Below are 25,707 nucleotides of genomic sequence, written 5' to 3' on the forward strand. Positions count from 1 at the left end.
AGACATAGAATAAAGCGCCGGATTCATCAGTACCAGCGCTTAAAACAAGAATTTTGCATCTTTACGGAGCGAGGCGATCAATTTTCCACGCGTTATCTTCACGTTGGTATAAAAAACGATCGTGTAGACGGTTTTCACCGCCCTGCCAGAACTCCATTTGTTCAATACTCACGCGAAAACCGCCCCAGAAGCTAGGTAACGGAACTTCTCCTTGCTGAAACTTCTGCTTCAGCTCAAGAAATTTACTTTCTAGAATACCGCGTGCGGAGATCCGACTTGACTGTTTAGAGACCCAGGCACCAATCTGGCTATCGCGTGGGCGGCTATGGAAATACTTCACCACCTCAAGCGTGGAAAGACGTTCAGCCTTACCGATAACCATGACCTGCCGTTCCAGCGTATGCCAGGGGAATAAAAGGCTGATGCGGGGATTATTCTCAATCTGATGCGCCTTGCGGCTGCCCATGTTGGTATAAAAAACCAGCCCTTTGTCATCATAATGTTTGAGCAACACGATACGCTGGTAGGGTTGACCATTTTCATCGACGGTTGCGACAACCATCGCAGTAGGATCCGCCAGTTTGGCGTCACAGGCTTGCCCCAGCCAACGCTCAAAAAGCGCAAGGGGTTCGGCGGGAAGATCGCGGCGGCGAAGACCGCCTTTCGTGTATTCACGGCGCAGATGCGCGATTTGCTGCAATTCGTCGTTATCAGACATGATGTTGGGCTACGGATTGTCAGTGGGTGACGCTATTGTGCGCCGCCCAGGTGAAAATCTCAACGCTTCGGGTTCTGTAACTGACAGTTATTTAACACAACTCTGTCGCGTTTATAGACCGTTGCATTGTCTCCTTTAGACCAGAAGACGTAGATGCCGTCCGTGTAACGCGCACCGGATGCCGACACACCCTGTTTGAGTTTCACTAACTGATTATCGTAAACAAAGCTCGCAACTTGTTGAGTATTGTTCAACTTCACAGTAAGCGGTTTTTCATCACAGCGGTATTCGAGTGTATCCGTTTGCATGCGCTCGACAAATTGATTGTAAACACTACAACCGCTAAGCAGTACGGGCAGACAGACAATTAACAGTTTTTTCATAGCCATATCCTGAAGACTTTCCTGGTCCCGGAGGGCAATGACACCCTCCCTAACTTCCCTAGTTTACCGGCATACAGGCGAGGATAATTTCAGTTAACTCTGAGATCGTGGGTTTGCAGGGAAAATCGCCCCTAAAACACTGGACTCTGCCGCACCGGTCACCGAAGGCAAATTACCCGGTAATCCAGCCAAGGTACGCCACGCCAGCCAGGCAAAGGCTAACGCTTCCATATCATCACCGCTAATGCCTGCCTCATCCGTTGATGTTACTTCTGTACCCGGCAACAACGCCGCCAGACGCATCATCAGAAGCGGATTACGGCTTCCGCCGCCACAAACCATCAGTCGCTCACAACCACCGCTCAGCAAGACTTGCTCTGAAATGGTCACCGCCGTCAGTTCGGCAAGCGTCGCCTGCACATCGCGCGGGTTAATCCCCGGAAACTGCGCCAGGTGACGTTCTATCCAGCCATAATTGAAATACTCGCGACCAGTGCTTTTTGGCGCGGGTGCAGAAAAATAGGGGTCGCTAAGCATATTTTGCAGCAGAGGAATAATCACCGTTCCTTCGCTGGCCCACTGCGCATCTTTGTCGTAAGGTCGACCGCATTTCCGCCAGATCCAGGCATCCATCAGCATATTGCCCGGTCCGGTGTCATATCCTCTTACAGGTTTTTCAGGTATGAGCAGTGACAAATTGGCAATCCCACCGATATTCAGCACCATCCGGCGTTCCGTCGGATGCGCCAGCAAAGCCTGATGGAAAGCAGGAACCAGCGGCGCCCCCTGCCCACCCAGCGCAATATCACGCCGGCGAAAATCCCCGACCACAGTGATCCCCGTATGCGCCACAATTTGATTGTTATCACCAATTTGCAGCGTATGAGGCGCGGCGCCTGTAGGTTCATGCCATACAGTTTGTCCGTGACAACCAATAGCAACGATATCCTGCGGCTTTAATTTTTGCTGCGACAGGAGCGCATTCACCGCCTCAGCGAACAAACGTCCCAGTTGGGTGTCCAACTGACCAAACTGAGAAAGCGTGAGTTGTTGCCCCTGGCAAATGTCCAGAATGGCTTGTTTCAAATGGATGGGGATGGGCCAGGTAAGACTCGCCTGTTGCGCAACCATCGTTTCATCTATTGCCGCCAGCACAACATCAACACCATCAAGGCTGGTTCCAGACATAACACCGATAAAACGGCCCGATTTCATATGTCATCCTTTTAAGCATGTTAGCCTTGACACTCAACCATAAAGTGCCGCGTAATTCCATGCTTCATTGATGATTTTTGCGGGTTACTGATGGCAACAGGTCATCATTTCAATCGATTTGATGAATGGTTCGTTTATACTCGGTTAACCCGGACCCAATTATGATTTTCATATTGTTCCAGTAGAACATGTGACCTTAGGCTCACAAATGCCATATAATTTTATCATGAAGGGTGTTTTTTTCAGCGTTTCGTGGTGACAAGGAGATTTTTAAATGATTAAACGTGTGCTTATTATTTCATTAATGGGCGTATCTTTAGCCGGTTGCGTTAACAATGACAGCCTTTCAGGTGACGTGTATACCGCATCCGAAGCAAAACAGGTTCAGAACGTAACCTATGGCACGATTGTTCATGTTCGTCCGGTTCAAATTCAGGGTGGTGATGACGCAAACGTAATTGGCGCTATCGGTGGTGCGGTACTCGGCGGGTTCCTCGGTAACACCGTTGGCGGTGGTACTGGCCGCTCATTAGCAACTGCTGCAGGCGCTGTAGCTGGCGGCGTTGCTGGCCAGGGCGTGCAGGGTGCAATGAATAAAACCCAGGGTGTGGAACTGGAAATCCGTAAGGATGACGGTAATACCATCATGGTAGTGCAGAAACAGGGCGCAACCAAATTCGCCGCAGGCCAGCGTGTCGTAATGGCAAGCAACGGCAGAGAAGTTACCGTTTCCCCGCGCTAATCGAATTAACGTGTGGTCAGGCTCTGGCCACACGTTAAATTTCACATCAGCCCTGAGACTGCAGCTCAATGATATTGTGTTCCAGCCTGGCAACCAGTTTAATCAGCAAATCAATCTCCTCGGCCGAGATCCCTTCCAGAATTTCTCCGCGCGTTTTATTGATTACCGCTTCCATATCTGCGATTAGCGGTTCCGCTTTCTCAGTGAGTTTTATTCTCTTTGCCCGACGATCGCTGGCGCAAGTCTGTCGCGAAATGAGTCCCTTTTCTTCCAGTTGGTCAAGCGTACGCACCAGTGAAGGCTGCTCAATACCTATCGCTTTAGCCAACTGAATCTGCGATTGATCCGGCGGCAACTGATGAATGTTGTGCAGCGTAACCCAATGTGTCTGCGTCAACTCCAGAGGCTTCAGGCGATGGTCAATCAGAGCACGCCAAATGCGCACCAACCGTGCCAGATCAGAACCTAGTGGCGATTCCAATTTCATCTCCTTATAATTAGCTTGCTAAGTTATTATACTGATTTTAGAATAGTGTGCAGCATTTGTATTCTCAAAACAAATGTATTGCCAAATTTGCTTACCGGATGACATTTTTTCAGACATTCTGTGTTAAAGAGACTCATTGTCCCTTTTTTGCTAAACCTATAGCAATGCTCTCTTCCGCCAAGGATTTTGCCCGTGAAGTTTATGTTTAATGCAACAGGATTGCCCTTACAAGATTTAATGATCGGCGCATCTGTCTATTTCCCCCCTATTTTCAAGGCGTTTGTCGCGGGGTTCATTCTCTGGCTGGTTGCTCATCGTCTACTACGCGACTGGATCTACTCCGGCGAAATATGGCATCCCCTGTTAATGGATCTGTCTCTCTTTACGCTTTGCGTATGCCTGGGCTTCTATCTGCTAATTGCGTGGTGATTATGTCGCTTAAAACCGTTAAATACTTCTCCACAATTATAGTCGCTGTTATTGCGGTCCTCGCGGGATGGTGGATGTGGAATTATTACATGCAGTCACCGTGGACGCGCGACGGCAAAGTCCGCGCTGAGCAGGTCAGCATTACGCCGCAGGTCTCCGGAAGTATCAGCAAACTCAACGTAAAGGATAACCAGTTCGTTAACGCCGGTGATGTGCTTTTGGTTATCGACAAGACACCGTTTCATATCGCCGAATTGAATGCACAGGCTCAGTTAGCCAAAGCACAGTCCGACCTGGCAAAAGCCAATAACGAAGCCAACCGCCGCCGTCATCTGTCGCAAAATTACATCTCCGCAGAGGATCTTTATACGGCGAACCTTAACGTTAAAGCGATGCAGGCCAGCGTCGAAGCCGCTCAGGCCATATTGCGCCAGGCGCAGTGGCAACTGACACAAACGGAAGTTAAAGCCCCTGTTGCGGGATGGGTGACCAATCTTTCGACCCGAACCGGAGACTACGCCTCCACGGGCAAGCCGCTGTTTGCCCTTGTCGACAGCCACTCTTTTTATGTGATGGGGTATTTTGAAGAAACCAAGCTACGCCACATTCGCGAAGGCGCGCCGGCTCTTATTACACTGTACAGCGGCAACGTAAAGTTACAGGGTCACGTATCAAGTATTGGCCGTGCTATTTACGATCAGAGTGTTGAAAGTGATTCCGGCCTCATTCCCGATATCAAACCTAACGTGCCATGGGTTCGTCTGGCGCAACGGGTTCCTGTTCGCATCGAATTTAGCGCCCTCCCTCACGATGTCACTTTGGTTTCAGGAACGACCTGTAGCGTCTCCATTGGTCAGCATCAATGAAACGGTTTCATCTGACGCCAGGTAATTTGCCGTGGTTTAAAGCCACGGCCGGACAGTGGCGTTACGCTCTGCGTAATACCATTGCAATGTGTCTGGCATTAACGTTCGCCTATTATCTGAACCTGGATGAACCTTATTGGGCGATGACCTCTGCCGCCGTGGTTAGCTTCCCCACCGTAGGTGGTGTCATCAGTAAGAGTCTGGGGCGTGTTGCCGGCAGTTTACTCGGGGCAACGGCGGCGTTGATCATTGCGGGCCATACCCTCAATGAACCCTGGCTATTTCTGCTGAGCATGTCGGCGTGGATTGGCTTATGCACGTGGGCCTGCGCACATTTTACCAATAACGTAGCCTACGCTTTTCAACTGGCTGGCTACACGGCAGCCATCATCGCGTTTCCAATGGTGAATACCGTTGAGATAACTCAATTGTGGGATATCGCCCAGGCCCGTGTATGCGAAGTCCTCGTCGGGATACTCTGTGGTGGGATGATGATGATGATCCTGCCAAGCACATCCGATGGTACAACACTGCTGACCGCACTGAAAAACATGCATGCACGCTTGCTGGAACATGCCAGTTTACTCTGGCAACCAGAAACCACTGATGCGATTCGTTCGGCTCACGAGGGCGTAATCGGCCAAATTCTGACTATGAATCTGTTGCGGATCCAGGCGTTCTGGAGTCACTATCGCTTTCGCCGCCAGAATGCACTGCTCAATTCACTGTTACACCAGCAGCTTCGTATGACCAGCGTGATTTCCAGTCTGCGCAGGATGCTGCTGAACTGGCCCAATCCCCCTGCGAATACCCGGGATATCATCGAACAACTATTGAATGCGCTGGTGAAAGCAAACACCGACAGCTATACCGTGGCGCGTATTATTGCCCCCCTGCGCCCGCGGGACCAAAGCGACTATCGACATATCGCCTTCTGGCAGCGGCTGCGTTATTTCTGCCGTATCTACCTGCAAAGCAGTCACTACCTGCATTTGCTGGAAAATGGCGTAACCGTTGATCGCATTATCGTGAATCGAACGCCTGGACTTGCCCGTCATACTGACAATGCGGAAGCGGTATGGAGCGGATTACGTACTTTCTGCACGCTGATGGTAATCGGTGCATGGAGCATCGGCGCACAGTGGGAATCGGGTTCCGGAGCACTGACGCTTGCCGCCATCAGCTGTGTGCTGTATTCCGCCGTTGCCACCCCGTTCAAATCACTCTCATTGTTGATGCGAACGCTGGTCCTGCTGTCATTATTCAGCTTTGTGGTTAAATTTGGCTTGATGGTGCAAATCACCGACCTCTGGCAATTCATTCTGTTCCTCTTTCCACTGCTTGCCACCATGCAGTTATTAAAATTGCAGATGCCAGCGCTGGCGGGACTTTGGGGACAGTTGATCGTGTTCATGGGATCGTTCATCGCCGTGACCAATCCTCCCGTCTATGATTTTGCTGATTTTCTGAATGACAATATGGCAAAAATTACCGGCGTGGCATTGTCATGGCTGGCCTTTGCCATTCTGCGCCCTGGTTCAGACGCCAGGAAGAGTCGGCGCCACATTCGCGCTCTGCGCCGGGATTTTGTCGATCAGCTCAGCCGACATCCGTCGCTCAGCGAAAATGAATTTGAGTCGTTGACCTATCATCATGTCAGTCAGCTCAGCAACAGCCAGGATGCACTGGCACGGCGCTGGTTATTACGGTGGGGAGTGGTACTACTAAATTGCTCACATGTGGTATGGCAGTTGCGCGCCTGGGAGGCACGCTCAGATCCGTTATCTCGCGTCAGGGATGTGTGCATCTCATTACTTCGCGATGTAATGAGCGAGCGTGGCGTGCAGCAACGTCCGCTGAATGCCACGCTGAATGAACTACAACGTATATGCGATACACTTGCCCATCATCATCAGTCTGCCGCACAAGAGCTGGCCGCTCTAATCTGGCGATTACACTGTTCGCTCTCTCAGCTTGAACAAGCACCACCGCCAGGTACGCTGACCCGCTGATTATTTGATAACACCACAGGCGTATCGCGCCCCGCCACCACCGAGTGGTTTGGGTTGATCGGACATATTATCTCCGCCCACATGTATCATCAGCGACTTGCCTTTGACATCATCCAGCGATTTCAGTCGCGGAGCGACGACAGCCGTCGTGGCATTCCCCTCATTATTAACCATCAGCAATGGGAGATCTCCCATGTGTCCACCACCCTCGGGGCCTTCATGCTTACCGGTTTTATGCGGGTCAAAATGTCCACCTGCCGCTTCGGCGGCCGAAGCTTTACCTTCTTTAATAGCTGGCTGACAACTGCCGTTAGCATGCACATGAAAGCCATGCTCTCCCGGCGGCAGAGCTTTCAAATCTGGCGTAAACTCCAGCCCTTTCGCCGTTTCAGAAATGGTCACTGAACCAATCGACTGCCCGACGCCTTGTGACGTCACCAGGTTCATCTCAACTTGCTCACTGGCTGCCTGTGCACCCGCACAGGCCAGTAAGGTAATCACGGCCAAACTCAAACGCTTCATACATCCTCCTTCGAACAGGTACTTGATTGATAAGTGTAAACCAGTGCCGAAAATTTGAACGACGAAGCGCAGAAAACACGATTAAGGCACGTCGTATCCCAGCGCCGCTTTACGAATTCGGAACCATTGTTGACGAGACATTGTCAGCGATTCAGCTGCAATAGCGGTACGAACGCGCTCAATTTTACCAGAACCAATAATAGGCAGCGGTTGTGATGGCAGACGTAAAATCCACGCATACACCACCTGCTCAATAGACTGGGCATTCAGCTCTTCCGCTACCGCAGCAAGCTCATTACGCAGCGGCTGGAAAGCGTCATCATTGAACAGTCGACCACCGCCCAGACAGGACCAGGCCATCGGCCGGATGCGCAACTGTTGCAACTGATCCAGGGTGCCATCCAGCAAGAGCGGCTGATGTACCGGTGATATTTCGACCTGGTTAGTCGCCAGAGTAAATGGCAGACGCGATTGCAGCAGCGAAAACTGAGCGGGTGTAAAGTTTGATACCCCAAAGTGGCGCACTTTGCCGCTATGGTGCAGCTTTTTAAAGGCATCAGCCACGTCGTCTGCATCCATCAACGGATCGGGACGGTGGATCAGCAGCAGATCAAGATAATCGGTCACCAGAAGCTTCAGAGACTGTTCTGCGCTGGCAATAATGTGAGCGCTGTCGGTGATATAATGACCAAGTGTATTTTCCGCTCGCGCCGTGGTAGCTATACCGCATTTGGTCACAATCTGCATTTTTTCCCGCAGATGTGGAGCCAACTTCAGTGCCTCGCCAAACGCAGCTTCACACTGGTATCCGCCATAAATATCCGCGTGATCGACAGTAGTTACGCCCAGTTCCAGATGTTCCTCAATAAAGCTGACTAACTGGCGCGCGGACATATTCCAGTCCATCAGCCGCCAGTACCCCATGACAAAGCGAGAAAATTCCGGGCCTTGCGGCGCAATAGTGATACGCTGAACCATAGCAGCTTCCTTAATAAGTGAATGTGTATCGAGTATACGCAATTGCGATTTTAAAAGAGTGAGGGTTGTTGCGGTTCTTCCGGCGGGTTGGTTTTGTTTGCACGTAATTTACGCATAAGCCGCTGGCGACAAAGCCGCAGCACATCCTGTTTTTCGGCATCGCTCATTTTTTGCCAGTTAAAACGCTCATCCCGGCTGCGAAAACATCCGCGGCAAAAACCGCGTTCGTCAGACTGACAGATCCCACGGCACGGGCTCTGGACGGGGAAAAACTCCAGCTGTTCGGCCACATCCCCTCCTTAAATAAGTTCGATATACCTATTGAAGACGTTAACTGAATTTCTGGCAAGCGCTATTGCATTAGACCGACTGGTCTATTACACTCCTTCGCATGAACAAAGTAACTGAACACGACACGCGCGAACATCTTCTGGCGACCGGAGAGCAGCTTTGCATGCAACGCGGATTCACCGGTATGGGTTTAAGCGAATTGTTGAAAACCGCTGAGGTTCCCAAGGGTTCGTTTTATCACTATTTTCGCTCAAAAGAAGCATTTGGTGTGGCTATGCTGGAACGCCATTATGCGGCCTATCATCAGCGACTCGGCGCGCATTTTGATGCGGGTGCTGGTAATTACCGCGACCGGATCCTGGCCTACTATCAGGAAACCCTGAATCAGTTTAGCCAGCATGGCATTATTAGCGGATGCCTGACCGTCAAATTGTCCGCCGAAGTATGCGATCTCTCTGAAGACATGCGTACGGCGATGGATAAAGGCGCGCGACATATTATTACGCTGTTAGCGCAAGCGCTGGAAAAAGGACGGGACTGCCACTGTTTGTCGTTCATTGGCGAACCTTTACAGCAGGCGCAGGTGCTGTATGCGCTGTGGCTGGGGGCCAACCTGCAGGCTAAGATTTCTCGCAGTGCCACACCGCTGGAAAATGCGCTGGCACACGTTAAAACCGTCATTACAACGCCTGACGTTTAACAGGCGTTTTTATTTAAATTATCACTAGACGACCGGTCTATTCATATCTGGAGTTATTATGTCATCTGAAAAACTGTTCTCCCCGCTGAAAGTGGGTGCTATCACAGCCGCAAACCGCGTATTCATGGCTCCACTGACGCGTCTGCGCAGCATCGAACCTGGCGACATCCCGACTCCGCTCATGGCCGAATATTATCGCCAACGGGCCAGTGCAGGTCTGATCATCAGTGAAGCCACGCAGATCTCCGCTCAGGCAAAAGGCTATGCGGGTGCGCCAGGATTACACAGCGCAGAGCAAATTGCAGCGTGGAAAAAAATCACCCATGCCGTTCATGCTGAGCAGGGTCATATCGCCGTACAATTGTGGCATACCGGGCGAATCTCTCATTCAAGCCTGCAGCCAAATGGACAGCCACCGGTTGCACCTTCCGCCATCAGCGCAGGAACCCGCACTTCACTGCGCGATGCAAACGGACTGGCGACGCGAGTGGACACCTCTATGCCGCGCGCACTGGAAACCGAAGAAATTTCAGGTATCGTCAATGATTTCCGTCAGGCAATAGCTAACGCGCGTGAAGCGGGCTTTGACCTGGTAGAGTTGCACTCCGCCCATGGCTATTTGCTGCATCAGTTTCTGTCCCCTACTTCTAACCACCGCACCGATCAATACGGTGGCAGCGTAGAGAATCGTGCGCGTCTCGTACTGGAAGTCGTCGATGCCGGGATCAAAGAATGGGGTGCAGACCGCATTGGTATTCGGGTTTCCCCTATTGGTTCTTTCCAGAACGTGGATAACGGTCCGAATGAAGAAGCCGATGCACTGTATCTGATTGAACAACTCGGCAAACGCCGGATCGCTTACCTGCATATGTCCGAACCGGACTGGGCCGGTGGTGAGCCGTATAGCGATGCGTTCCGCGAGAAAGTTCGTGCTCGATTCCATGGTCCAATTATTGGAGCGGGAGCCTACACGCCAGAGAAAGCTGAAGCGCTGATTGAAAAAGGCCTGATCGATGCGGTCGCCTTTGGCCGCGCCTATATTGCTAACCCGGATCTGGTCGCTCGTCTGCAGCATAAAGCTGAACTGAATCCACAGCGCGCTGAGAGTTTCTATGGCGGTGGCGCTGAAGGTTACACTGATTATCCGACTCTGTAACTGCCCTGACGATAGCACTGGGTTTTGAGTTGCCGCCAATAAAATGTGGTCTCAAAGAGAGCGGTTATAATCCTGCATTGATAGCGGCGTCACAACGCCGCTATACTAAAACAACATTTTGAATGTATTAGCCATTTTTGAAGGGGAAGAAAAGATGCGTTTACTTCATACCATGCTGCGCGTGGGCGACCTGCAACGTTCCATCGATTTTTATACCAAAGTACTCGGCATGAAGCTGCTGCGTACCAGTGAAAACCCTGAATACAAATACTCTCTGGCGTTTGTCGGATACGGCCCTGAAACCAGCGAAGCCGTCATTGAGCTGACCTACAACTGGGGCGTCGACAAATACGACCTGGGTACTGCTTACGGTCACATTGCCCTGAGCGTAGACAATGCGGCAGAAGCCTGCGAGCGTATTCGTCAGAACGGCGGTAACGTGACGCGTGAAGCGGGTCCGGTTAAAGGCGGTACGACGGTTATCGCGTTTGTGGAAGATCCGGACGGCTATAAAATTGAACTGATCGAAGAAAAAGACGCAGGTCGCGGCCTGGGTGACTAATCTCCCGTCGGGCGCAGATCGTCTGTGCCCGTAGTTTTATACTCATCATTTTGCCATAATACGCGCTGCAATTTTCCCGTATTAAGAGACCCAGATGTCCGATAACGCTCAACTTTCCGGTCTGTGTGACCGTTTTCGTGGTTTTTATCCTGTCGTCATTGATGTAGAAACAGCAGGATTTAATGCCAAAACCGATGCGCTGCTCGAGATTGCAGCCATCACGCTGAAAATGGATGAACAAGGCTGGCTGATGCCGGACATGACGTTGCATTTCCACGTCGAACCCTTTGAAGGGGCAAATTTACAGCCGGAAGCACTCGCGTTCAACGGTATCGACCCGAGCAATCCGCTACGCGGAGCTGTCAGCGAATACGATGCTCTGCACGCAATCTTTAAAATGGTGCGTAAAGGCATCAAAGACAGTGGTTGTAATCGGGCGATCATGGTTGCGCATAACGCCACTTTCGACCACAGCTTTATGATGGCGGCAGCGGAGCGTGCCTCACTGAAACGCAATCCGTTCCACCCGTTCGTTACCTTTGATACAGCGGCGCTGAGCGGTCTGTCTCTGGGACAAACCGTGCTGTCAAAAGCGTGCCTTGCGGCTGGAATGGAATTTGATGGAACTCAGGCGCACTCTGCGCTGTATGACACTGAACGTACTGCAGTTCTGTTCTGCGAAATCGTTAACCGCTGGAAGCGCATGGGCGGCTGGCCTCTTCCGGTGCCTGAAGGAGCGTAACTGGCTCACTTCTCAAATGCTGAGGGGGCGGAATTGATGCAAAATGCATATATCCGCCTCAAAATCTGTTCCGTAACATGCGCCTCCGATCGGTTAAGCGCATCTTAACCGATCGGCATGACGCCAGACGAGCATTGTTATTTACTGCGTTACTCTTCGCTCTTCTTCTGCTGACTCAGACCGTATTCACGTAATTTATTGGCAATCGCGGTATGCGAGACGCCCAGCCGTTTGGCGAGTTTGCGTGTGCTGGGATAATTCAGATAGAGCTGCGTAAGCACTGAGCGCTCAAAGCGGCTGGTGATTTCATCCAGCGAGCCTTCCATAACCTCTTCTCCAACAGCAACCGTCGCCGCATCATAATCCGGCAATAAAATATCCTGCGGACGCAGTTCATATCCCTCAAGCTGGGTTAGCGCCCGATAGATAGCATTTTTCAACTGACGCACGTTACCCGGCCAACCATAGCGGGTTAACACTGTACTTAGATCGGCGGAAAGTTTCGGGCGCGGTACGCCCTGCTCGTCGGCAAACTTTGCGACAAACAGCTCAGTGAGCGGCATAATATCTTGCGGGCAATCGCGCAGTGGCGGCAGGTTTAACGTCAGTACGTTGAGACGATAGTAGAGATCTTCACGAAACAGGCCTTTCTGTACCAGTTCCACAAGATTTTTTTGCGTAGCACAAATCACGCGCACATCCACATGGACTTCATGATCTTCGCCGACGCGGCGGAACGTTCCGTCATTAAGAAAACGCAGCAATTTTGTTTGCATACGCGGCGACATTTCGCCAATTTCATCCAACAGAACCGAACCGCCATTAGCCTGTTCAAAGAAGCCTTTCTTGCCTTCCGGTGCATGGCCAAACAGCTCACTTTCAACCGCATCTTCAGGAATCGAAGCGCAGTTCAGCGCCAGGTATGGTTTCTCCGCACGTGGGCTCGCCAGATGGCAGGCTCGTGCAAAAAGATCTTTTCCCGTACCGGTATTCCCGGTAATCAGCAATGGCGCACTCAGCATAGCCAGCTTGCGCGCCTGCTCCACGACGTGTTTCATTTTGGTACTGACCGCGATAATCTGACTAAACGCGCTCAGATCCTGAGTGGTCATATTTTGCAGCTGACGCCCCATACGAATGGTGGAACGCAGCATCACCACAGCGCCGGTCAACATCAGTTCGTTATTTTCACCCTGTAAATGGACCGGTGTAATTTCCATCAGGAAATTTTGTCCATTAATCACGACATGTTCGCTGTGAGAATCCTGAGGATTGCTTTCCAGCCATCGCTGGAAGTTAAATCCATTGATTAACTGTGCGGCCGTGTGGTTGCGCATACGATCCTGAGTGTGCGCAAAAAGCTGGCAGCTCGCGGGATTCGCCATTTCAACTTTGCTTTTCATGTCCAGAGAAAGGACCGGTTCCGGAAGCGCTTCAAGCAGCGCGCTAAGCGCCAGATGTTCACGTTCGGAAGGCATCCAGGGTACGGTGCGAACGTCCGTCACCCCTGAAATACGGCGGATTTCAGCCATCAGGCTGCTGAAGTTTGTGAACTCCAGTTCCGCAAAATTAAGGTAAATTCGCCCGATGGGGTCAATCTCGATACCGCGTAAATCAATGCTTCGAAGCACCAGTAAATCGAGTAATTCGCGAGTCAGACCAAGTCGGTCTTCACAAAAGACTTCCAGACGCATGGGAACCTTCACCTAAACAATGGATCATATGTAAGATGATAAGCCAGTATTCCGTTAGCAGGAAGGACTCTGTCAACAAATATTGACAGCACGCTGGAAAATTGGGCACCGAGGCGTAAAGTTATACGATCGGAGCCCTTTTAGTCTTAGCTTTCGCGGGGGGATTTGTTCTTCTGTAAGGTCTCCTTGACCTGTCCAATCAACTGACGCCGAAAATCACCAAGCCGCGGTTTGTCATCGTCTATCCATGGGAGTGGGCGGCACAGTTCCATCGCTTTAATCCCCAGACGCGCCGTTAACAATCCGGCGCCAATCCCCTGTGCAGCGCGCGTGGATAATCTGGCTGCCAGATCTTGCGACATCCAGTCCATACCGACTTCCCGCACCAGTTCACTGGCCCCGGCAAACGCAATATTCAATAACACCAGCCGGAATAAACGTAAGCGACTGTAATAACCCAGTTCAATGCCATACAGGGTCGCGATGCGGTTAATTAAACGCAGATTTCGCCAGGCGATAAATGCCATGTCCACCAGCGCCAGAGGACTGACGGCAATCATCAGCGTCGATTCAGCCGCTGAGCGGCTGATTTCGCGCCTGGCCTGCGCATCCAGCACCGGTTGCACCAGGTGGGCATACAAACTCACCACTTCCCGATCATTTTGTGTTTCGTGAATTGAAGCATACCAACGCTGCAGCGCCGGATGAGACTGATCAATCCCCGCTTGCTGTGCCAATTTTTCACAAAATGCCCGCCCTTTCCCTGTACCATGGCTATGCAGTAAATCCCGTGCCTCATCGCGCTCGTGGGCTCGCTGGCGCAGACGCCACAGGCGACGCCATTCGGTTGCGACAGAACCGATACCCGCACCGATAATCAGCGCCCCGGCGGCGCATCCGCCCATTGCGACCCAGTCCTGAGTCTGCCAGGCATTCATTGTCCACTGCACACCCTGAGCGACCACGCTGACACCAAACAATGCAAGCCCGCCCATAACCATTTTGCGCCACAGGCTACGTTTGGGACGTAAAGCTGCATCAATTACGGCTTCTGCCTGGCCTTCATCTTCCAACGGTACATCCAGCGTAGCCGGAGCAAACGTCTGCGCTTCCGTTTCGTTAAACATCTGCTGCGCTTTAAACGCCGGATTATTTTCCGTTTCCAGCGGACCTGAGAAATCGATACGCGGTTTTAACGGCTCGCTCATCGCAATTTATCTCCTATTAAAAACTCCAGCGCAGCATCAAGACGAATATGCGGTAAAGGCTTATCCACATCTAAAACCTGCGGGCGAAACGCTTCAAACTGAAAGCCCTGGCTATCCCAGAACGCCTGCCCTGGCAAACGCGCAGGCACTTCTCCCGGATAGACCGTCAGCGGCGCGCCATCGCTCAGGCGATTTCCACGCAGTGCCGGTATCTTCTCGCCCTTCACATCAATCAGCCCACTGGTGGTTGCCTGTACCGACGCCAGGCCCAGGCAATCCATGCTGATGCCTTCAAACGCCGCATTTTGCCACGCGTCCTGTATCAGTTGCTGAAGCAGTGACACCATATTGGCATGCTGATCGACCGTCACGTGATCTGCCTTAGTCGCGGCAAACAACAGCTTGTCGATAACCGGCGAGAACAACCGCCGAAACAGCGTACGCTGACCATAATGAAAGCTTTGCATTAGCTGAGTTAATGCCAGGCGCATATCGTTGAACGCTTGTGGTCCGCTGTTGAGCGGTTGCAGGCAATCAACTAACACGATCTGGCGATCGAAACGCAGGAAGTGATTCTTATAAAACCCCTTCACCACCTTCTCGCAATAGTAATTAAACCTGTCGCGTAGCATACCTGCGTTGGTATGTTTATCCGCTTGCGCCAGCCTGGACTCACCACAGGCATCCACATCCGGCCACGGGAAGAACTGCAGTGCCGGCGCGCCAGCCATATCACCCGGCAGGACAAAACGCCCAGGCTGAATGAAGTGCAGTCCCTGCTGCTTACACTGATGCAGATAATCCGTCCAGGCAGCCGCAATCTCCGCCAGACGATTCTCATCGGCGGGGGCTAATGGATCTAATCCCTGGCTCAACTGCCGCCACTTTGCCGACCATTCAGCCCGTTGCCCCTGTAGTAGCCCGGTCATTTGTCGTGACCAGCTCAGGTAGTCCTGGGCCAGCATCGGTAAATCAAGCAGCCACTCACCGGGGTAATCCACAATCTCCAGATACAACGTGGAGGTATCTTTAAAATGACGCAGTAAAGAGTCGTTGGACTTGTAGCGCAGCGCGAGGCGAATTTCGCTTACACCACGCGTCGGCGTAGGCCAGGTCGGCGGAGAACCATACAACTGGGCCAGCCCTTCATCATAGGTAAAGCGAGGAATGCCAAAATCGCGCTGTGGAACCCGTTTAACGCCGAGCAAGCGCTCTTCGCGCGCTGCGCTGAGCAGCGGCAAACGCGCACCTGCGTGAATATTGAGTAGCTGGTTTACCATCGCGGTGATAAATGCTGTCTTACCGCTGCGGCTAAGCCCGGTGACAGCCAGACGCAGATGTCTGTCCACGCCGCGATTAACCAGCGAATTGAGTTCATTTTTAAGTCGCTTCATCGCCATCCCGTTATGCTGAAGGAGCCGTAGAAATTATAACAAACAGGAAGTAAAGATTGGGGGCAATTCTTATTTATCAACTACCTGAGAAATATCAGGCGACATCATTTATGTATGCCGCCTGTTACAGATGAAAACCGCGCGGATTATTTTTGCTCTACTTTTGGAAGGTCAATCTGCTTGATCCCCCCTTCGTTCGTCACCTGCGTATATCCCATATCAATCAGCATATCCTTCGCCTGCCCTGACTGCCGTCCTGAGTTGCAGTACAGTTTCACCGTGTCGGTCTTATCCGGAACAACGGAGGTGATTTGCGCTTTGAGATCTTTCAACGGAATGTTGATCGCTCCCTGAATATGCTCCTGCTGGTATTGGTCAGGCACGCGAACATCAATCCAATGTTCTGCGGCAAAAACCGGCATACCGATGAACAACGCTAAAGCTAGTACCCCTTTTTTCAACATATTATCATCCTGAATAGTGGCTTAATTGGAAGAAAGACTATATGCCAGATCTTAAGAAAATATTGCGATCACCCTATCATCATATAAGACACCCGAACACTTTGCTTCCGGTTCTAATCAGGAGATGACAGTATCCGTTGAATGAACAAACGCGCAATAGGCCGCCCCTTTGCGTAGTCCTCAGGGTGCATACCTCGACAAAAGTTGTTTAAATTTAGCCGGATGTGGGCAAATAGAATATATTTTCCCAATTTATTGATCTGGCAGGAGGTTATCCCCTGTTTCAATCCACATTATTGGGTTACTCTTTTAATGACAAACTGCGGTGACAGTTGTAAGGAGACCCTGTATGGCTATGTATCAAAACATGCTGGTAGTCATCGATCCTAACCAGGACGATCAACCAGCATTACGGCGCGCTGTTTATTTGCATCAACGGATTGGTGGCAAAATTAAAGCCTTTTTGCCGATCTATGACTTTTCCTATGAGATGACCACCCTGCTGTCACCAGATGAGCGTACAGCAATGCGTCAGGGTGTCATCAGCCAGCGAACAGCATGGATACGTGAACAAGCAAAATACTATATCGAGGCAGGTATTCCTCTTGATATAAAAGTGGTCTGGCACAACCGTCCGTTTGAAGCCATCATCCAGGAAGTTATCAGTGCTAAGCATGACCTGGTCCTGAAAATGGCGCACCAACACGACCGTCTGGAAGCCGTGATTTTCACACCTACTGACTGGCATTTACTGCGTAAATGCCCAAGCCCGGTATGGATGGTTAAAGACCAACCGTGGCCGGAAGGTGGTAAAGCGCTGGTTGCAGTTAACCTGGCAAGTGAAGAGGCATATCACAACGCCCTCAACGAAAAACTCGTTAAGGAGACACTGCAACTCGCAGAGCAAGTTAACCATACCGAAGTGCATCTGGTTGGAGCCTATCCGGTCACACCTATCAACATCGCCATTGAGCTGCCTGAATTTGACCCCAGCGTCTATAACGACGCCATCCGTGGGCAGCACTTGTTGGCAATGAAAGCATTGCGCCAAAAGTTCAGTATCGACGAGAAAGTCACCCACGTTGAAAAAGGATTACCTGAAGAGGTTATCCCTGATTTAGCTGAACATTTACAGGCAGGTATCGTGGTATTAGGAACGGTTGGGCGTACCGGTATTTCAGCTGCGTTTCTCGGAAATACAGCGGAACAAGTCATCGACCATTTACGCTGTGACCTGCTGGTTATCAAACCCGATCAATATCAGACCCCGGTTGAACTGGACGACGAAGAAGACGATTAACCGCACAGAAAAATGCCGGATGGCGACGTCATCCGGCATTAAAAACACTTAGCGCTTATCTTCACCGCCAAGGAAATAGATCCCAAGCGGGATCGCCAGCAGAATAGTAAACACCATGCTGTAGACGCAAATCATTGCAGATTGAATGGCATACATTGAAGCGGTCCACTCTGAAAGCGGAATATTGTACTGCTCAATTACCCCACCGATTGTGGCTCGCGTAACCACCGATGCTGCGATGATGAACACCCCAAGCAGACACAACAGAAATTTCCTTCCCTTCGCTGTTTTCAGCTTAGCCATGACCATAGTATCGTCCTTTTCATTTGCAGATGAATACCTTGTTACTTTGCAATAACAATACCATGACATCAGCTCATTGTCTGCTACATAAGACTCGCTAAAAGGTTGCCTTCAGCATTATTCGCCTGAAAACAGCGCTGATTATCTTATTTCTCTCTCTTTATGCTTAATGATCTGACACCCTGAACTGGATAAAATATCTGGACTGGATATGTCAGATGATATTTAGCTAACACGGAGTAGCCTGGGAGAATCATGATCGCTGAACTGTTTATGAACAATGCATTTAATCTGACGGTAATTCTCAGTTGCTGTGCGGCATTAGTCCTGATGAGCGTCTGGTTTCATCGCTGCGAGAAACGTAAAAAAGGATTCATATTCCACGCGGCGCAATTTTTCGTCTATGCCATTATCATTGGAACATTCGGCAGCATCGCCAATAATGTGATTGAAAGCTACAGGCTGAAATTTATATCCCCGAGCGTTGTCGACTTCCTCTGTACCTCTTTGATTGCGCTCATTCTGACCATAAAACTCTTTCTGGTGATCAACCAGTTTGAAAAATCACAGATCAGCAAAGGCAGAGATATCACCAGTGCCCGGATCCTGTCGCGAATTATTAAGATAACTATCGTTGTCGTCATCATTCTGCTGTATGGCGAACATTTTGGAATGAGCTTATCCGGACTGCTAACCTTTGGTGGCATCGGCGGTATAGCTGTTGGTATGGCGGGGAAAGACATTCTGAGTAATTTCTTTTCCGGAATTATGCTCTATTTCGACAGACCGTTCAGTATCGGTGACTGGATCCGTTCTCCGGACAGAAATATCGAAGGTACAGTAACAGAAATTGGCTGGAGAATGACCAAAATAAACACCTTTGATCATCGTCCTCTGTATGTGCCGAACTCAATTTTCTCGTCAATTAGTGTAGAAAATCCAGGCAGAATGACTAACCGACGGATAAAAACGGTGATCGGGTTACGTTATGAAGATGCCGATAAAATAAGTACAATTGTCGAGTCAGTAAGACAGATGCTGCAAAACCATCCCGGTATAGACCAGAAGCAAACCTTGCTGGTTTATTTTAATGAGTTTGCGGATTCCTCTCTGAATATTATGGTCTATTGCTTTACAAAAACGACTGTATGGCAGGAGTGGCTCGCCGTTCAGCAGGATGTTTATTTAAAGATTATTACTATCGTCCAGGCAAACGGAGCCGATTTTGCCTTCCCAAGCCAGACGCTGTACATGGAAGATGCCACAGCACAAGCGTCTTCACACTAAAAGAATAAGACGCGAAATTTCGCGTCTTATTTACTCAGAGCAGCATGGTTCTGCCCCGAGAGCTAAAAACAGCCAAGTTATTGTGGCCTGACATGCCACAGATAGTAGGCAAACAGCACTTTTAACTTCCTGTCTTCGATTGTCTCGGGCAGACTAAAAATCAGGCAACAATCTCGATTAAATTACCATCAGGATCGCGTATCACGGCTTCATAATATCCGTCACCAGTAGTGCGTGGGGCTGATACTAAAATCCCCTGTTCCTGGGCACGCATCGCCATTGCGTCAACACCCTCAACACTGCCGACGGAGATGGCCAGATGAACCCATCCAACCGTGTTGTTGTCGGGCGAACAGGATGTAAGTCCAGTCTTGGTCATCAACTCAATCGCAATGCTATCACCAATATTGACGAAATAGGACTCAAACCCCGGATTCGTTTTACTGCAGTATTTTTCGTTAATCTCTCCACCAAAAAACGTGACCCAGAAATGAGCTTGTCGCTCGAGATCCTGTGTCCACAATGCCATATGGGCAACCTTCATCGCGAACCTCCACTGGTTTTATTCATAATTATACATTCCGTACTAACGGGACATTGACAACGCTAATCATAATGCACGATCATGCTTAGTATTGCTCGATTTTTATTTATTCAGGAGTTTTTATGCTCGATTACGCTGCATTCCCACAACAGCGACAGGCACTAATTCATCAGATCCTTCAGGAAAATGGTAGAGTGGTCTGCTCCAAACTCGCCGGACGATTAGGCGTTTCAGAACACACAATTCGCCGTGATTTACATGAACTTAGTAAAGAAGGTGTATGCAAGAAGGTATATGGCGGAGCCGTTATTTCATTGCCGGAATCAGCGGAGATCGCCGTTCGTAAGAACATCAATGCGGAGAAAAAGAGCAACATCGCGCAAAGATGTGCCCGGCTGGTTAAATCCGGGAGCTGCATTTTCATCGATACGGGTAGCACTAACCTGGCGATGGCTGAAGCCCTGCCCGCCGAGCTTGCACTAACAGTAGTGACTAATTCGCCAGAAATTGCCGCCGTTCTGCTAAAGAAACCACTGTTTGAGGTTATTACTCTGGGTGGCCAGGTACAGAGATCGTCAGGTGGTTGTGTTGGAGCCACGGCGATATCTCAGTTGCAGGGCATTTTATTCGATCAGGGATTTATTGGCGGATGCGCAATGGCGCCCGAGTCAGGATTGACGGGGTTTGATTACGCAGATTGTGAGTTTAAAAAAGCGGTGATTAAACAGTGCAATGAAACTATCGTCGCACTGACGGCAGATAAAATCCCGGCAGTAGCCCGGTATGTTGTTACCGAAAGCAGCAACATTGATGTCATTGTTGTAGAGGAAAATATCAGCAAAGAGTACGCAACCGCCTTTCAGGCGCATGACATCCGGATTTATACGGTATAACGTCTGTACCTAAAAATTATCTCATATAATCAAATAAATATAACGATGATAAACGTAGCCCCCTCCTCCGTTTGAACGCTTGTTCGGGAAATAGCCGGAGCGACCTCCCGAACGCCAGACGTTATTTCAGTGCTTCAATTGGCGCACCAAAGTTGATGTGTAGCACATTGCCGTCGATCACCAATGCCGGAACAGACTTCACACCAACCCGTTCAGCCTCAGCGACTCGATCAGGTTGTTCACCCAGGTGAATAATATCGACTTTCACATTTGGGGACAGATGCTGAAGCAGCGCCTCTTCCGCGGAAACGCAAACCGGGCAACCGGCATGATAATAGGTAGCCTTTGTCATGATATATCTCCTTTTGAATTATAGTATCGATTCGATACTATAATTCATACTACACTGCTTTAATGCTTTGTCAATTTAGTTTTTAATCGATACTATATGTCAAGGAGGATTTCGTTATGCACGACATGTCACTTTTCGACGTACTGGACAGGCTTTCCAGCCTGACGCGGATGTGGTTTCGCCAGCATCCTTTACTGGCGGATATTCAACCGGTACAGCTCAGCGCGTTGATGTATCTCGCTCGCTGTAACCGCTATTCCAATACGCCGCTAGGCGTGACGGACTATCTTGGACTCACCAAAGGAACCGTTTCACAATCGCTAAAGTTGTTGGAAACAAAAGGACTGATTGTGCGAACCCAGGACGTTCGGGATAAACGCAGCGTCCATTTACAGGTCTCTGAGTCAGCGAAAACCTTACTCGATGCCCTACTTCCCCCCTCATTTTTGGTGGCGGGAGAGTCTGCTATGGGGAAACGATCTGACTTGTTAAAAGAGTTGTTGTTCGAACTTCTGCGTGAAATCCAGAGAACCAACAATGTTCCTGGCTTCGGTCTTTGCCATAGCTGTCAGTTCCATCTAAAAAATAATGGCCAGAGATTTTGCAATCTCACGAAAGAACCGCTGAGTGAGGATGATTCAAAACTGATTTGTCGGGAACATCAGCCCCCGGAAGAGTAATAACAGCAGAGGCTGGCACGCGTTTACGCACCAGCCTTTATATCAGTTCTGGATAGTCGTGCTGATATCCAGTCCAGTGAGTGTCGTCCGCCACGACCTGGGCCAAAGGCTAATCGCCTTTAGGCTGCCATCGTCATTGAGGATGTCCAGCACGTCCATCTGGTCGATTTCAACCAAGCGCCGGAGCACATAATCGGCATCAATGCCCACATCTTCGTTGCGCCTGGCTTTAAGTTCGGCAATCCTGTTTTGAATGACAGCTTTTGACAGCAATTTTGTAGCAGTACCGTAGCAGTTTTAGCGCTGTACCCCACACGAATCGCTGCCTGACACGCGCTGCTTGAGCTTGAGCATCTTTAACAACCTCATCTCGGGAATTGTTCGCCCCTGTTCAATCATACGGGCTACGGTCTTTGCATTCGCTTCCTGTGAAAATACCAGTTCACTGAACAGGTAATAACGGTGCATGCGATAACGACAATAATTGCCCGGTCACTCAGGCTTAATCCTGCAATTCTGTCGGCCAACATCCTGGGCAACTCTTTTGCTGTTTTAGGTGTTTCGGCATATGCCTTCGCTGATACACCGCAGCCGGTCAGCGTGGTACCTGTTCCATATGAAAGTCTGCTGTAAATGGTGCTCATTCTGGTCATAGCCTCACCTCCGATTTTTCGGATGGCGCTGTGGGTGATTAAAGGGTCAGGCTTCACGGGATGGATTTATCAACAAAGTACGTAGCGGATGATTCCCATGAACCCTTAAATGAAAAAGGCCGCCAGATGGCAGCCTTAACTCGGTGAAAAGTGCTAATTAATATCGCTTAATTGTGTTAACCGGTGTTCTTTCTGACCAGTCAGGTCGTGCGCCAGTCATAATTGCCCTCTGCTGTGAAGGTGTAATTGACTGGGTAATTTCAGGCATCGACCTGTAGACAGGTTTAGCAGGTGATTTGATGACAACATCAGAACTACAGCCAAAGAGGAGAAAAACTGCAAACACACATAATTTAAAATCAATCACTTACAACCCTTCCGGTGGGATAAAACAGTAGAAAATAGTACAACAGTGTAAACGTCACTGTGATTCTGCATTCGTCTTCAGAGTAACGGTCAAAAGATTTTATAAAAATATTTTACAAAATGATACCAACCATAATTTATTGGTTATAGCTGTAGAAATGATACTTTCTTAGACACATTTACGATGGGATAAAAGAGTTCTATCTTCACGGGCTGGATTTATCAACAAAGCACGTAGTGGTTGATTCCCGTGAGCCTGAAATGAAAAAGGCCGTCATATGGCGACCTCTAAACTTTGAATAGGATTTTCTCAATGAACGGCTTCGTGATAAATAATCTGCCCGCCCATATCTGAAATCAGCTTATCTACTCGAATATAATCCGTATAGAAAAAAGATGGAGCATCATCCCAGTGACAGAGTGCGATTTCACGCTTCAGATATGTGTCATAGTAGATAACACGAGCCTTACATGGCCTGGTTTTTCCTCCAGATTGTGTGGGATATCTCATCTTGAATCGGTAATTGTCACTCACATGCTTATTAGCTGATGAGATCATTATTAACTCTGGAACATTCCAAAAAGTAAATGTCAGGCACATCATAACAGTAAGGCAAACGCCGAAAAGCCTCTTAACCATACCTGCTGCGACCTTATTACTTAGGTACACACGCCAAGCAATGAACATTCCTATCAGGAAGGAAGTCCCAACAATAACTGACTTATAAAGCACCCCATCAAAAAGGTATGTGTCGTGAGTTGTTTTGTCTGTCCATGCACACCAAATAACCCAAATGACTGCGAAGCAGAATGAAATCAACTCTACCTTTGTTGGCAACCTCATTATCATTAATCCATTTCTCATCTTCCTTGAAGTGAAATATATCAAATTGATAACTACCTTTGATACCTCGAAGTGGGCTTAGACTTGGCGCGCCTGGCAGGGATCTAACCAGCGAGCATTCAATTATGACTTGAGTGCTTTACAGCTTACCTACAGGCAAATAAAAAGCCCAAGGTGTTAACCTCGGGCTCGAAAACTAATTTACTGCCAGTACATACAACAATGGCACAATATCAGACTCACACGAAATGCATGCTACTTAATTGACTTTTGCAATACCCTGCTGCGAAAAAGACGTCTTTTGTTGTGATCGGGTTCTCACCGTACAAAGCAGGGATTCGCTATCGAGCCCCTTGAAGATGCTGCACAAAACTCGCAGTAGTCCGCATAGTAGTGGCTCCAGTTGTCCGGTTTGACACCACTCATAGCGGCTAAGTCCTGTTGCTGAAAAACATCACGACCAGGCAGTTCCGCTTTCACATCCTGCGCCGCCAACCCTCAAGCCAGGTCATCAACTGACCTTTCATCGCACCTCTTAAATCGGCGGTGGCAACCAGCAGTTGCTGACGCACGTATTCGAGAAATTGAGTGTTCATACAGCACAACTGTGCTCAGAGATGATCAATGTCTTAAGAGCACAAATTGTTAATTTCCTGTCAGGCGTAAAAAAGAAAATCCCGCCATAGCGGGTTCTCAGGTTTTAAGATTTTTATTGCTCAAGTTATGAGCAGTTAATCAGCTTAGGCGCGGTAAATTACATTTATCCTCAACACCACTGCTTCGGAAATAACCTCGTCCACAACATACTGGACAAGGTCCGTAGGAGATTTCTTCAGATAAAAACCGGGGATAATCCCCCGGTTAGCGCGGCATTAAAAGTTATACTTAATACCCACCATGGCATTGGTGTCACTGTATCCTTTATCCCCCATCTGAGCGCCGACATTGCCCCACAGATTGACCCGAGGGTTAATCTGTCCTTCAACACCCACTTTGACTTCGCCAATGTTGCGGGCGCCAGCCTGGTTGATGTGGACATTATCCATGTTCACGTTATAACTGCGCGTATTATGCAACCAGTTGGCTTCAATGAACGGCTCGAAAGTACGGTCTTTGTTGTCATCCATCGCATGATGGCTCTTCAGGTACGTACGAAGGCCCAGACGGGTTTGTACGTTACCGTCGCCACCGCTGCTAACGCGGGTTCCATTGGCTTCACGATGGTTGTCTGCTTTCACACCCATCCAGGTGGCCTGGGCTTGTGGCTGGATAAACCATTCATTAAGCGTCCCTTTGCTGCCAGCAAACTCGCCCAGTTTCTGGGTGTAACCCGTCTCCAGCGAGGCCGTAAAGCCTTTAGACTTGTAGGATTCGCTGGCCAGTTGCTGCCCGTTAACCTGGTTGTTGAACCAGCTGTACTGGAGCCAGCTGTCCACATACAACCCTGCTTTATCCGCATCGCTGGCAAACCAGGTGCCGTAAGCGCCAACGCTGTAACCGTTTATCGAACCTTTTGAACCATAACCCGTGACGGAAGAACGGGTAGAACTGTGGTTATTACCGTAACCCGCCATCAGACCCAGGTGGCCTCTGTTCAGACCATCGGTTGACCACTGCGCAACATCGCCACCCAACTGTGCGACATAACTGTTGCTCTGTGTTTTCAACTGACCACTGCCATCACGCCAGTTATTATGACTACCGACCTGGCGTAGCCACAGACTGGTAACTTTCTTCTCACCAGTCAGAGCATCAACGTACTGCGTTTCCCCCAGACGGTCGTGCAGACGGGTGTTGAATAACGTGTTCGCAGCCGCAATGTTTGCAAGATAGCTACCTGCTTCAGGGCGGTTAACATGTGTTTCATCAGAGGGGTCAACCGGCGGTGTTACAGGATCAACGGGAGGGTCGACAGGGTCCAC

General features: G+C 49.7%; 28 protein-coding genes and 4 pseudogenes. 12 read left to right on the plus strand and 20 right to left on the minus strand.

Annotated elements, in window-relative coordinates; all coding sequences use genetic code 11:
* Positions 1 to 61: 61 nt before the first annotated feature.
* The 3 genes from pdxH to anmK form a co-directional block, all read right to left on the minus strand.
* On the minus strand, positions 62 to 718 hold the full coding sequence (pdxH, locus tag OGX98_RS11045; protein ID WP_045442541.1) for a pyridoxamine 5'-phosphate oxidase: 657 nt from the start codon (positions 716 to 718) through the stop codon (positions 62 to 64).
* Positions 719 to 777: 59 nt separating this feature from the next.
* A complete protein-coding gene (mliC, locus tag OGX98_RS11050; RefSeq protein ID WP_136345584.1) occupies positions 778 to 1,107 on the minus strand; it encodes a C-type lysozyme inhibitor in 330 nt (109 codons plus the stop codon).
* 87 nt (positions 1,108 to 1,194) lie between these two features.
* Complete coding sequence (gene anmK / locus OGX98_RS11055) at positions 1,195 to 2,316, minus strand: anhydro-N-acetylmuramic acid kinase (protein WP_045442529.1); 1,122 nt, start codon at positions 2,314 to 2,316, stop codon at positions 1,195 to 1,197.
* Positions 2,317 to 2,590: 274 nt separating this feature from the next.
* On the opposite strand from anmK, the gene slyB reads away from it, so the two are divergent.
* The gene (gene slyB / locus OGX98_RS11060; protein WP_045442526.1) at positions 2,591 to 3,058 is read left to right on the plus strand and encodes an outer membrane lipoprotein SlyB; all 468 of its coding nucleotides are present in this window, start codon (positions 2,591 to 2,593) and stop codon (positions 3,056 to 3,058) included.
* A gap of 46 nt (positions 3,059 to 3,104) precedes the next feature.
* On the opposite strand, the gene slyA is transcribed toward slyB, so the two are convergent.
* On the minus strand, positions 3,105 to 3,545 hold the full coding sequence (slyA, locus tag OGX98_RS11065) for a transcriptional regulator SlyA (protein WP_019076732.1): 441 nt from the start codon (positions 3,543 to 3,545) through the stop codon (positions 3,105 to 3,107).
* 192 nt (positions 3,546 to 3,737) lie between these two features.
* Between slyA and OGX98_RS11070 the strand changes: the two genes are divergently transcribed.
* From OGX98_RS11070 to OGX98_RS11080, 3 genes and pseudogenes are all read left to right on the plus strand, one after another.
* Positions 3,738 to 3,974: a DUF1656 domain-containing protein gene (locus tag OGX98_RS11070; RefSeq protein ID WP_045442519.1), complete on the plus strand. Its 237-nt coding sequence runs from the start codon at positions 3,738 to 3,740 to the stop codon at positions 3,972 to 3,974.
* Between the two features lie 2 nt (positions 3,975 to 3,976).
* On the plus strand, positions 3,977 to 4,840 hold the full coding sequence (locus OGX98_RS11075; RefSeq protein ID WP_286595282.1) for an efflux RND transporter periplasmic adaptor subunit: 864 nt from the start codon (positions 3,977 to 3,979) through the stop codon (positions 4,838 to 4,840).
* Positions 4,837 to 6,910 (plus strand): annotated as a pseudogene (locus OGX98_RS11080) (FUSC family protein). The gene OGX98_RS11075 and the pseudogene OGX98_RS11080 overlap by 4 nt, the downstream one beginning before the upstream one ends.
* On the opposite strand, the gene sodC reads toward OGX98_RS11080, so the two are convergent.
* The 3 genes from sodC to OGX98_RS11095 all read right to left on the minus strand — a co-directional run bounded on the left by sodC (position 6,853) and on the right by OGX98_RS11095 (position 8,642).
* Positions 6,853 to 7,374 (minus strand): superoxide dismutase [Cu-Zn] SodC, encoded by a 522-nt coding sequence (sodC, locus tag OGX98_RS11085; protein ID WP_045442513.1) that lies wholly within the window; start codon positions 7,372 to 7,374, stop codon positions 6,853 to 6,855. The pseudogene OGX98_RS11080 and the gene sodC sit on opposite strands and share 58 nt — an antisense overlap.
* Before the next feature lie 81 nt (positions 7,375 to 7,455).
* Positions 7,456 to 8,352 (minus strand): aldo/keto reductase, encoded by an 897-nt coding sequence (locus tag OGX98_RS11090; protein WP_286595283.1) that lies wholly within the window; start codon positions 8,350 to 8,352, stop codon positions 7,456 to 7,458.
* 50 nt (positions 8,353 to 8,402) lie between these two features.
* Positions 8,403 to 8,642, minus strand: a complete 240-nt coding sequence (locus tag OGX98_RS11095; RefSeq protein ID WP_045442508.1) for a DUF1289 domain-containing protein — start codon at positions 8,640 to 8,642, stop codon at positions 8,403 to 8,405.
* A 101-nt stretch (positions 8,643 to 8,743) separates the two neighbouring features.
* On the opposite strand from OGX98_RS11095, the gene OGX98_RS11100 reads away from it, so the two are divergent.
* The 4 genes from OGX98_RS11100 (at position 8,744) to rnt (ending at position 11,803) form a co-directional block, all read left to right on the plus strand.
* On the plus strand, positions 8,744 to 9,343 hold the full coding sequence (locus OGX98_RS11100) for a TetR/AcrR family transcriptional regulator (protein WP_045442505.1): 600 nt from the start codon (positions 8,744 to 8,746) through the stop codon (positions 9,341 to 9,343).
* A 58-nt stretch (positions 9,344 to 9,401) separates the two neighbouring features.
* The gene (locus tag OGX98_RS11105; protein WP_286595284.1) at positions 9,402 to 10,499 is read left to right on the plus strand and encodes an alkene reductase; all 1,098 of its coding nucleotides are present in this window, start codon (positions 9,402 to 9,404) and stop codon (positions 10,497 to 10,499) included.
* Between the two features lie 154 nt (positions 10,500 to 10,653).
* Positions 10,654 to 11,061 carry a lactoylglutathione lyase gene (gene gloA, locus OGX98_RS11110; RefSeq protein WP_045442499.1) on the plus strand — a complete coding sequence of 136 codons (408 nt, stop codon included), beginning with the start codon at positions 10,654 to 10,656 and terminating at the stop codon, positions 11,059 to 11,061.
* Between the two features lie 94 nt (positions 11,062 to 11,155).
* Positions 11,156 to 11,803 carry a ribonuclease T gene (rnt, locus tag OGX98_RS11115; RefSeq protein WP_286595285.1) on the plus strand — a complete coding sequence of 216 codons (648 nt, stop codon included), beginning with the start codon at positions 11,156 to 11,158 and terminating at the stop codon, positions 11,801 to 11,803.
* A gap of 149 nt (positions 11,804 to 11,952) precedes the next feature.
* Here rnt and tyrR read toward each other — a convergent pair whose 3' ends face one another.
* The 4 genes from tyrR to pspE all read right to left on the minus strand — a co-directional run bounded on the left by tyrR (position 11,953) and on the right by pspE (position 16,563).
* The gene (gene tyrR / locus OGX98_RS11120) at positions 11,953 to 13,497 is read right to left on the minus strand and encodes a transcriptional regulator TyrR (RefSeq protein ID WP_045442494.1); all 1,545 of its coding nucleotides are present in this window, start codon (positions 13,495 to 13,497) and stop codon (positions 11,953 to 11,955) included.
* Positions 13,498 to 13,643: 146 nt separating this feature from the next.
* Entirely contained in the window at positions 13,644 to 14,705 is a 1,062-nt protein-coding gene (locus tag OGX98_RS11125; protein WP_045442491.1) for a YcjF family protein, read from the minus strand.
* A complete protein-coding gene (locus tag OGX98_RS11130) occupies positions 14,702 to 16,099 on the minus strand; it encodes a YcjX family GTP-binding protein (RefSeq protein WP_045449590.1) in 1,398 nt (465 codons plus the stop codon). The genes OGX98_RS11125 and OGX98_RS11130 overlap by 4 nt, the downstream gene beginning before the upstream one ends.
* A gap of 146 nt (positions 16,100 to 16,245) precedes the next feature.
* A complete protein-coding gene (gene pspE / locus OGX98_RS11135) occupies positions 16,246 to 16,563 on the minus strand; it encodes a thiosulfate sulfurtransferase PspE (RefSeq protein ID WP_048221520.1) in 318 nt (105 codons plus the stop codon).
* 349 nt (positions 16,564 to 16,912) lie between these two features.
* On the opposite strand from pspE, the gene uspE reads away from it, so the two are divergent.
* Positions 16,913 to 17,863, plus strand: coding sequence for a universal stress protein UspE (gene uspE, locus OGX98_RS11140; RefSeq protein WP_005126626.1), 951 nt, complete (start codon positions 16,913 to 16,915; stop codon positions 17,861 to 17,863).
* 48 nt (positions 17,864 to 17,911) lie between these two features.
* Here the strand turns inward: uspE and OGX98_RS11145 are convergent, their stop codons facing one another.
* Entirely contained in the window at positions 17,912 to 18,172 is a 261-nt protein-coding gene (locus tag OGX98_RS11145) for a DUF2534 family protein (protein ID WP_045442483.1), read from the minus strand.
* Between the two features lie 249 nt (positions 18,173 to 18,421).
* Here OGX98_RS11145 and OGX98_RS11150 point away from each other — a divergent pair, with 249 nt between their 5' ends.
* On the plus strand, positions 18,422 to 19,453 hold the full coding sequence (locus tag OGX98_RS11150) for a mechanosensitive ion channel family protein (RefSeq protein ID WP_045442480.1): 1,032 nt from the start codon (positions 18,422 to 18,424) through the stop codon (positions 19,451 to 19,453).
* A gap of 160 nt (positions 19,454 to 19,613) precedes the next feature.
* Here the strand turns inward: OGX98_RS11150 and OGX98_RS11155 are convergent, their stop codons facing one another.
* A complete protein-coding gene (locus OGX98_RS11155) occupies positions 19,614 to 19,997 on the minus strand; it encodes a VOC family protein (RefSeq protein ID WP_286595286.1) in 384 nt (127 codons plus the stop codon).
* Positions 19,998 to 20,119: 122 nt separating this feature from the next.
* Here OGX98_RS11155 and OGX98_RS11160 point away from each other — a divergent pair, with 122 nt between their 5' ends.
* Positions 20,120 to 20,890 carry a DeoR/GlpR family DNA-binding transcription regulator gene (locus OGX98_RS11160; RefSeq protein ID WP_286595287.1) on the plus strand — a complete coding sequence of 257 codons (771 nt, stop codon included), beginning with the start codon at positions 20,120 to 20,122 and terminating at the stop codon, positions 20,888 to 20,890.
* 121 nt (positions 20,891 to 21,011) lie between these two features.
* On the opposite strand, the gene OGX98_RS11165 is transcribed toward OGX98_RS11160, so the two are convergent.
* Positions 21,012 to 21,242: a glutaredoxin family protein gene (locus tag OGX98_RS11165; protein WP_045442474.1), complete on the minus strand. Its 231-nt coding sequence runs from the start codon at positions 21,240 to 21,242 to the stop codon at positions 21,012 to 21,014.
* 116 nt (positions 21,243 to 21,358) lie between these two features.
* Between OGX98_RS11165 and OGX98_RS11170 the strand changes: the two genes are divergently transcribed.
* Positions 21,359 to 21,922: a MarR family winged helix-turn-helix transcriptional regulator gene (locus OGX98_RS11170; RefSeq protein ID WP_045442471.1), complete on the plus strand. Its 564-nt coding sequence runs from the start codon at positions 21,359 to 21,361 to the stop codon at positions 21,920 to 21,922.
* Positions 21,923 to 21,967: 45 nt separating this feature from the next.
* Here the strand turns inward: OGX98_RS11170 and OGX98_RS11175 are convergent.
* From OGX98_RS11175 to OGX98_RS11195, 6 genes and pseudogenes are all read right to left on the minus strand, one after another.
* Positions 21,968 to 22,251: pseudogene (locus OGX98_RS11175) on the minus strand (terminase small subunit); the annotation flags it as partial.
* A gap of 75 nt (positions 22,252 to 22,326) precedes the next feature.
* Entirely contained in the window at positions 22,327 to 22,575 is a 249-nt protein-coding gene (locus OGX98_RS23985) for an HP1 family phage holin (protein WP_075261778.1), read from the minus strand.
* 676 nt (positions 22,576 to 23,251) lie between these two features.
* Positions 23,252 to 23,785: a hypothetical protein gene (locus OGX98_RS11185; RefSeq protein WP_286595288.1), complete on the minus strand. Its 534-nt coding sequence runs from the start codon at positions 23,783 to 23,785 to the stop codon at positions 23,252 to 23,254.
* Positions 23,786 to 24,044: 259 nt separating this feature from the next.
* Positions 24,045 to 24,280 (minus strand): annotated as a pseudogene (locus OGX98_RS11190) (bacteriophage antitermination protein Q); the annotation flags it as partial.
* A gap of 2 nt (positions 24,281 to 24,282) precedes the next feature.
* A pseudogene (locus OGX98_RS24075) lies at positions 24,283 to 24,381 on the minus strand (bacteriophage antitermination protein Q); the annotation flags it as partial.
* A gap of 276 nt (positions 24,382 to 24,657) precedes the next feature.
* Positions 24,658 to 25,707, minus strand: a 1,050-nt coding sequence (locus OGX98_RS11195) for an autotransporter outer membrane beta-barrel domain-containing protein (protein WP_286595289.1), incomplete at its 5' end; no start/stop codon positions are given.

This window comes from Citrobacter sp. Cm046, assembly GCF_030333065.1.
In the GTDB taxonomy this organism is placed as follows: domain Bacteria; phylum Pseudomonadota; class Gammaproteobacteria; order Enterobacterales; family Enterobacteriaceae; genus Citrobacter; species Citrobacter murliniae.

Excerpts from the sequence above, each read along its gene's own strand:
- pdxH (WP_045442541.1), bottom strand. The coding sequence starts at position 718 with ATGTCTGATAACGACGAATTGCAGCAAATCGCGCATCTGCGCCGTGAA.
- mliC (WP_136345584.1), bottom strand. The coding sequence starts at position 1,107 with ATGGCTATGAAAAAACTGTTAATTGTCTGTCTGCCCGTACTGCTTAGC.
- anmK (WP_045442529.1), bottom strand. The coding sequence starts at position 2,316 with ATGAAATCGGGCCGTTTTATCGGTGTTATGTCTGGAACCAGCCTTGAT.
- slyB (WP_045442526.1), top strand. The coding sequence starts at position 2,591 with ATGATTAAACGTGTGCTTATTATTTCATTAATGGGCGTATCTTTAGCC.
- slyA (WP_019076732.1), bottom strand. The coding sequence starts at position 3,545 with ATGAAATTGGAATCGCCACTAGGTTCTGATCTGGCACGGTTGGTGCGC.
- OGX98_RS11075 (WP_286595282.1), top strand. The coding sequence starts at position 3,977 with ATGTCGCTTAAAACCGTTAAATACTTCTCCACAATTATAGTCGCTGTT.
- sodC (WP_045442513.1), bottom strand. The coding sequence starts at position 7,374 with ATGAAGCGTTTGAGTTTGGCCGTGATTACCTTACTGGCCTGTGCGGGT.
- OGX98_RS11090 (WP_286595283.1), bottom strand. The coding sequence starts at position 8,352 with ATGGTTCAGCGTATCACTATTGCGCCGCAAGGCCCGGAATTTTCTCGC.
- OGX98_RS11100 (WP_045442505.1), top strand. The coding sequence starts at position 8,744 with ATGAACAAAGTAACTGAACACGACACGCGCGAACATCTTCTGGCGACC.
- OGX98_RS11105 (WP_286595284.1), top strand. The coding sequence starts at position 9,402 with ATGTCATCTGAAAAACTGTTCTCCCCGCTGAAAGTGGGTGCTATCACA.
- gloA (WP_045442499.1), top strand. The coding sequence starts at position 10,654 with ATGCGTTTACTTCATACCATGCTGCGCGTGGGCGACCTGCAACGTTCC.
- rnt (WP_286595285.1), top strand. The coding sequence starts at position 11,156 with ATGTCCGATAACGCTCAACTTTCCGGTCTGTGTGACCGTTTTCGTGGT.
- tyrR (WP_045442494.1), bottom strand. The coding sequence starts at position 13,497 with ATGCGTCTGGAAGTCTTTTGTGAAGACCGACTTGGTCTGACTCGCGAA.
- OGX98_RS11125 (WP_045442491.1), bottom strand. The coding sequence starts at position 14,705 with ATGAGCGAGCCGTTAAAACCGCGTATCGATTTCTCAGGTCCGCTGGAA.
- OGX98_RS11130 (WP_045449590.1), bottom strand. The coding sequence starts at position 16,099 with ATGAAGCGACTTAAAAATGAACTCAATTCGCTGGTTAATCGCGGCGTG.
- pspE (WP_048221520.1), bottom strand. The coding sequence starts at position 16,563 with ATGTTGAAAAAAGGGGTACTAGCTTTAGCGTTGTTCATCGGTATGCCG.
- uspE (WP_005126626.1), top strand. The coding sequence starts at position 16,913 with ATGGCTATGTATCAAAACATGCTGGTAGTCATCGATCCTAACCAGGAC.
- OGX98_RS11145 (WP_045442483.1), bottom strand. The coding sequence starts at position 18,172 with ATGGTCATGGCTAAGCTGAAAACAGCGAAGGGAAGGAAATTTCTGTTG.
- OGX98_RS11150 (WP_045442480.1), top strand. The coding sequence starts at position 18,422 with ATGATCGCTGAACTGTTTATGAACAATGCATTTAATCTGACGGTAATT.
- OGX98_RS11155 (WP_286595286.1), bottom strand. The coding sequence starts at position 19,997 with ATGAAGGTTGCCCATATGGCATTGTGGACACAGGATCTCGAGCGACAA.
- OGX98_RS11160 (WP_286595287.1), top strand. The coding sequence starts at position 20,120 with ATGCTCGATTACGCTGCATTCCCACAACAGCGACAGGCACTAATTCAT.
- OGX98_RS11165 (WP_045442474.1), bottom strand. The coding sequence starts at position 21,242 with ATGACAAAGGCTACCTATTATCATGCCGGTTGCCCGGTTTGCGTTTCC.
- OGX98_RS11170 (WP_045442471.1), top strand. The coding sequence starts at position 21,359 with ATGCACGACATGTCACTTTTCGACGTACTGGACAGGCTTTCCAGCCTG.
- OGX98_RS23985 (WP_075261778.1), bottom strand. The coding sequence starts at position 22,575 with ATGACCAGAATGAGCACCATTTACAGCAGACTTTCATATGGAACAGGT.
- OGX98_RS11185 (WP_286595288.1), bottom strand. The coding sequence starts at position 23,785 with ATGAGGTTGCCAACAAAGGTAGAGTTGATTTCATTCTGCTTCGCAGTC.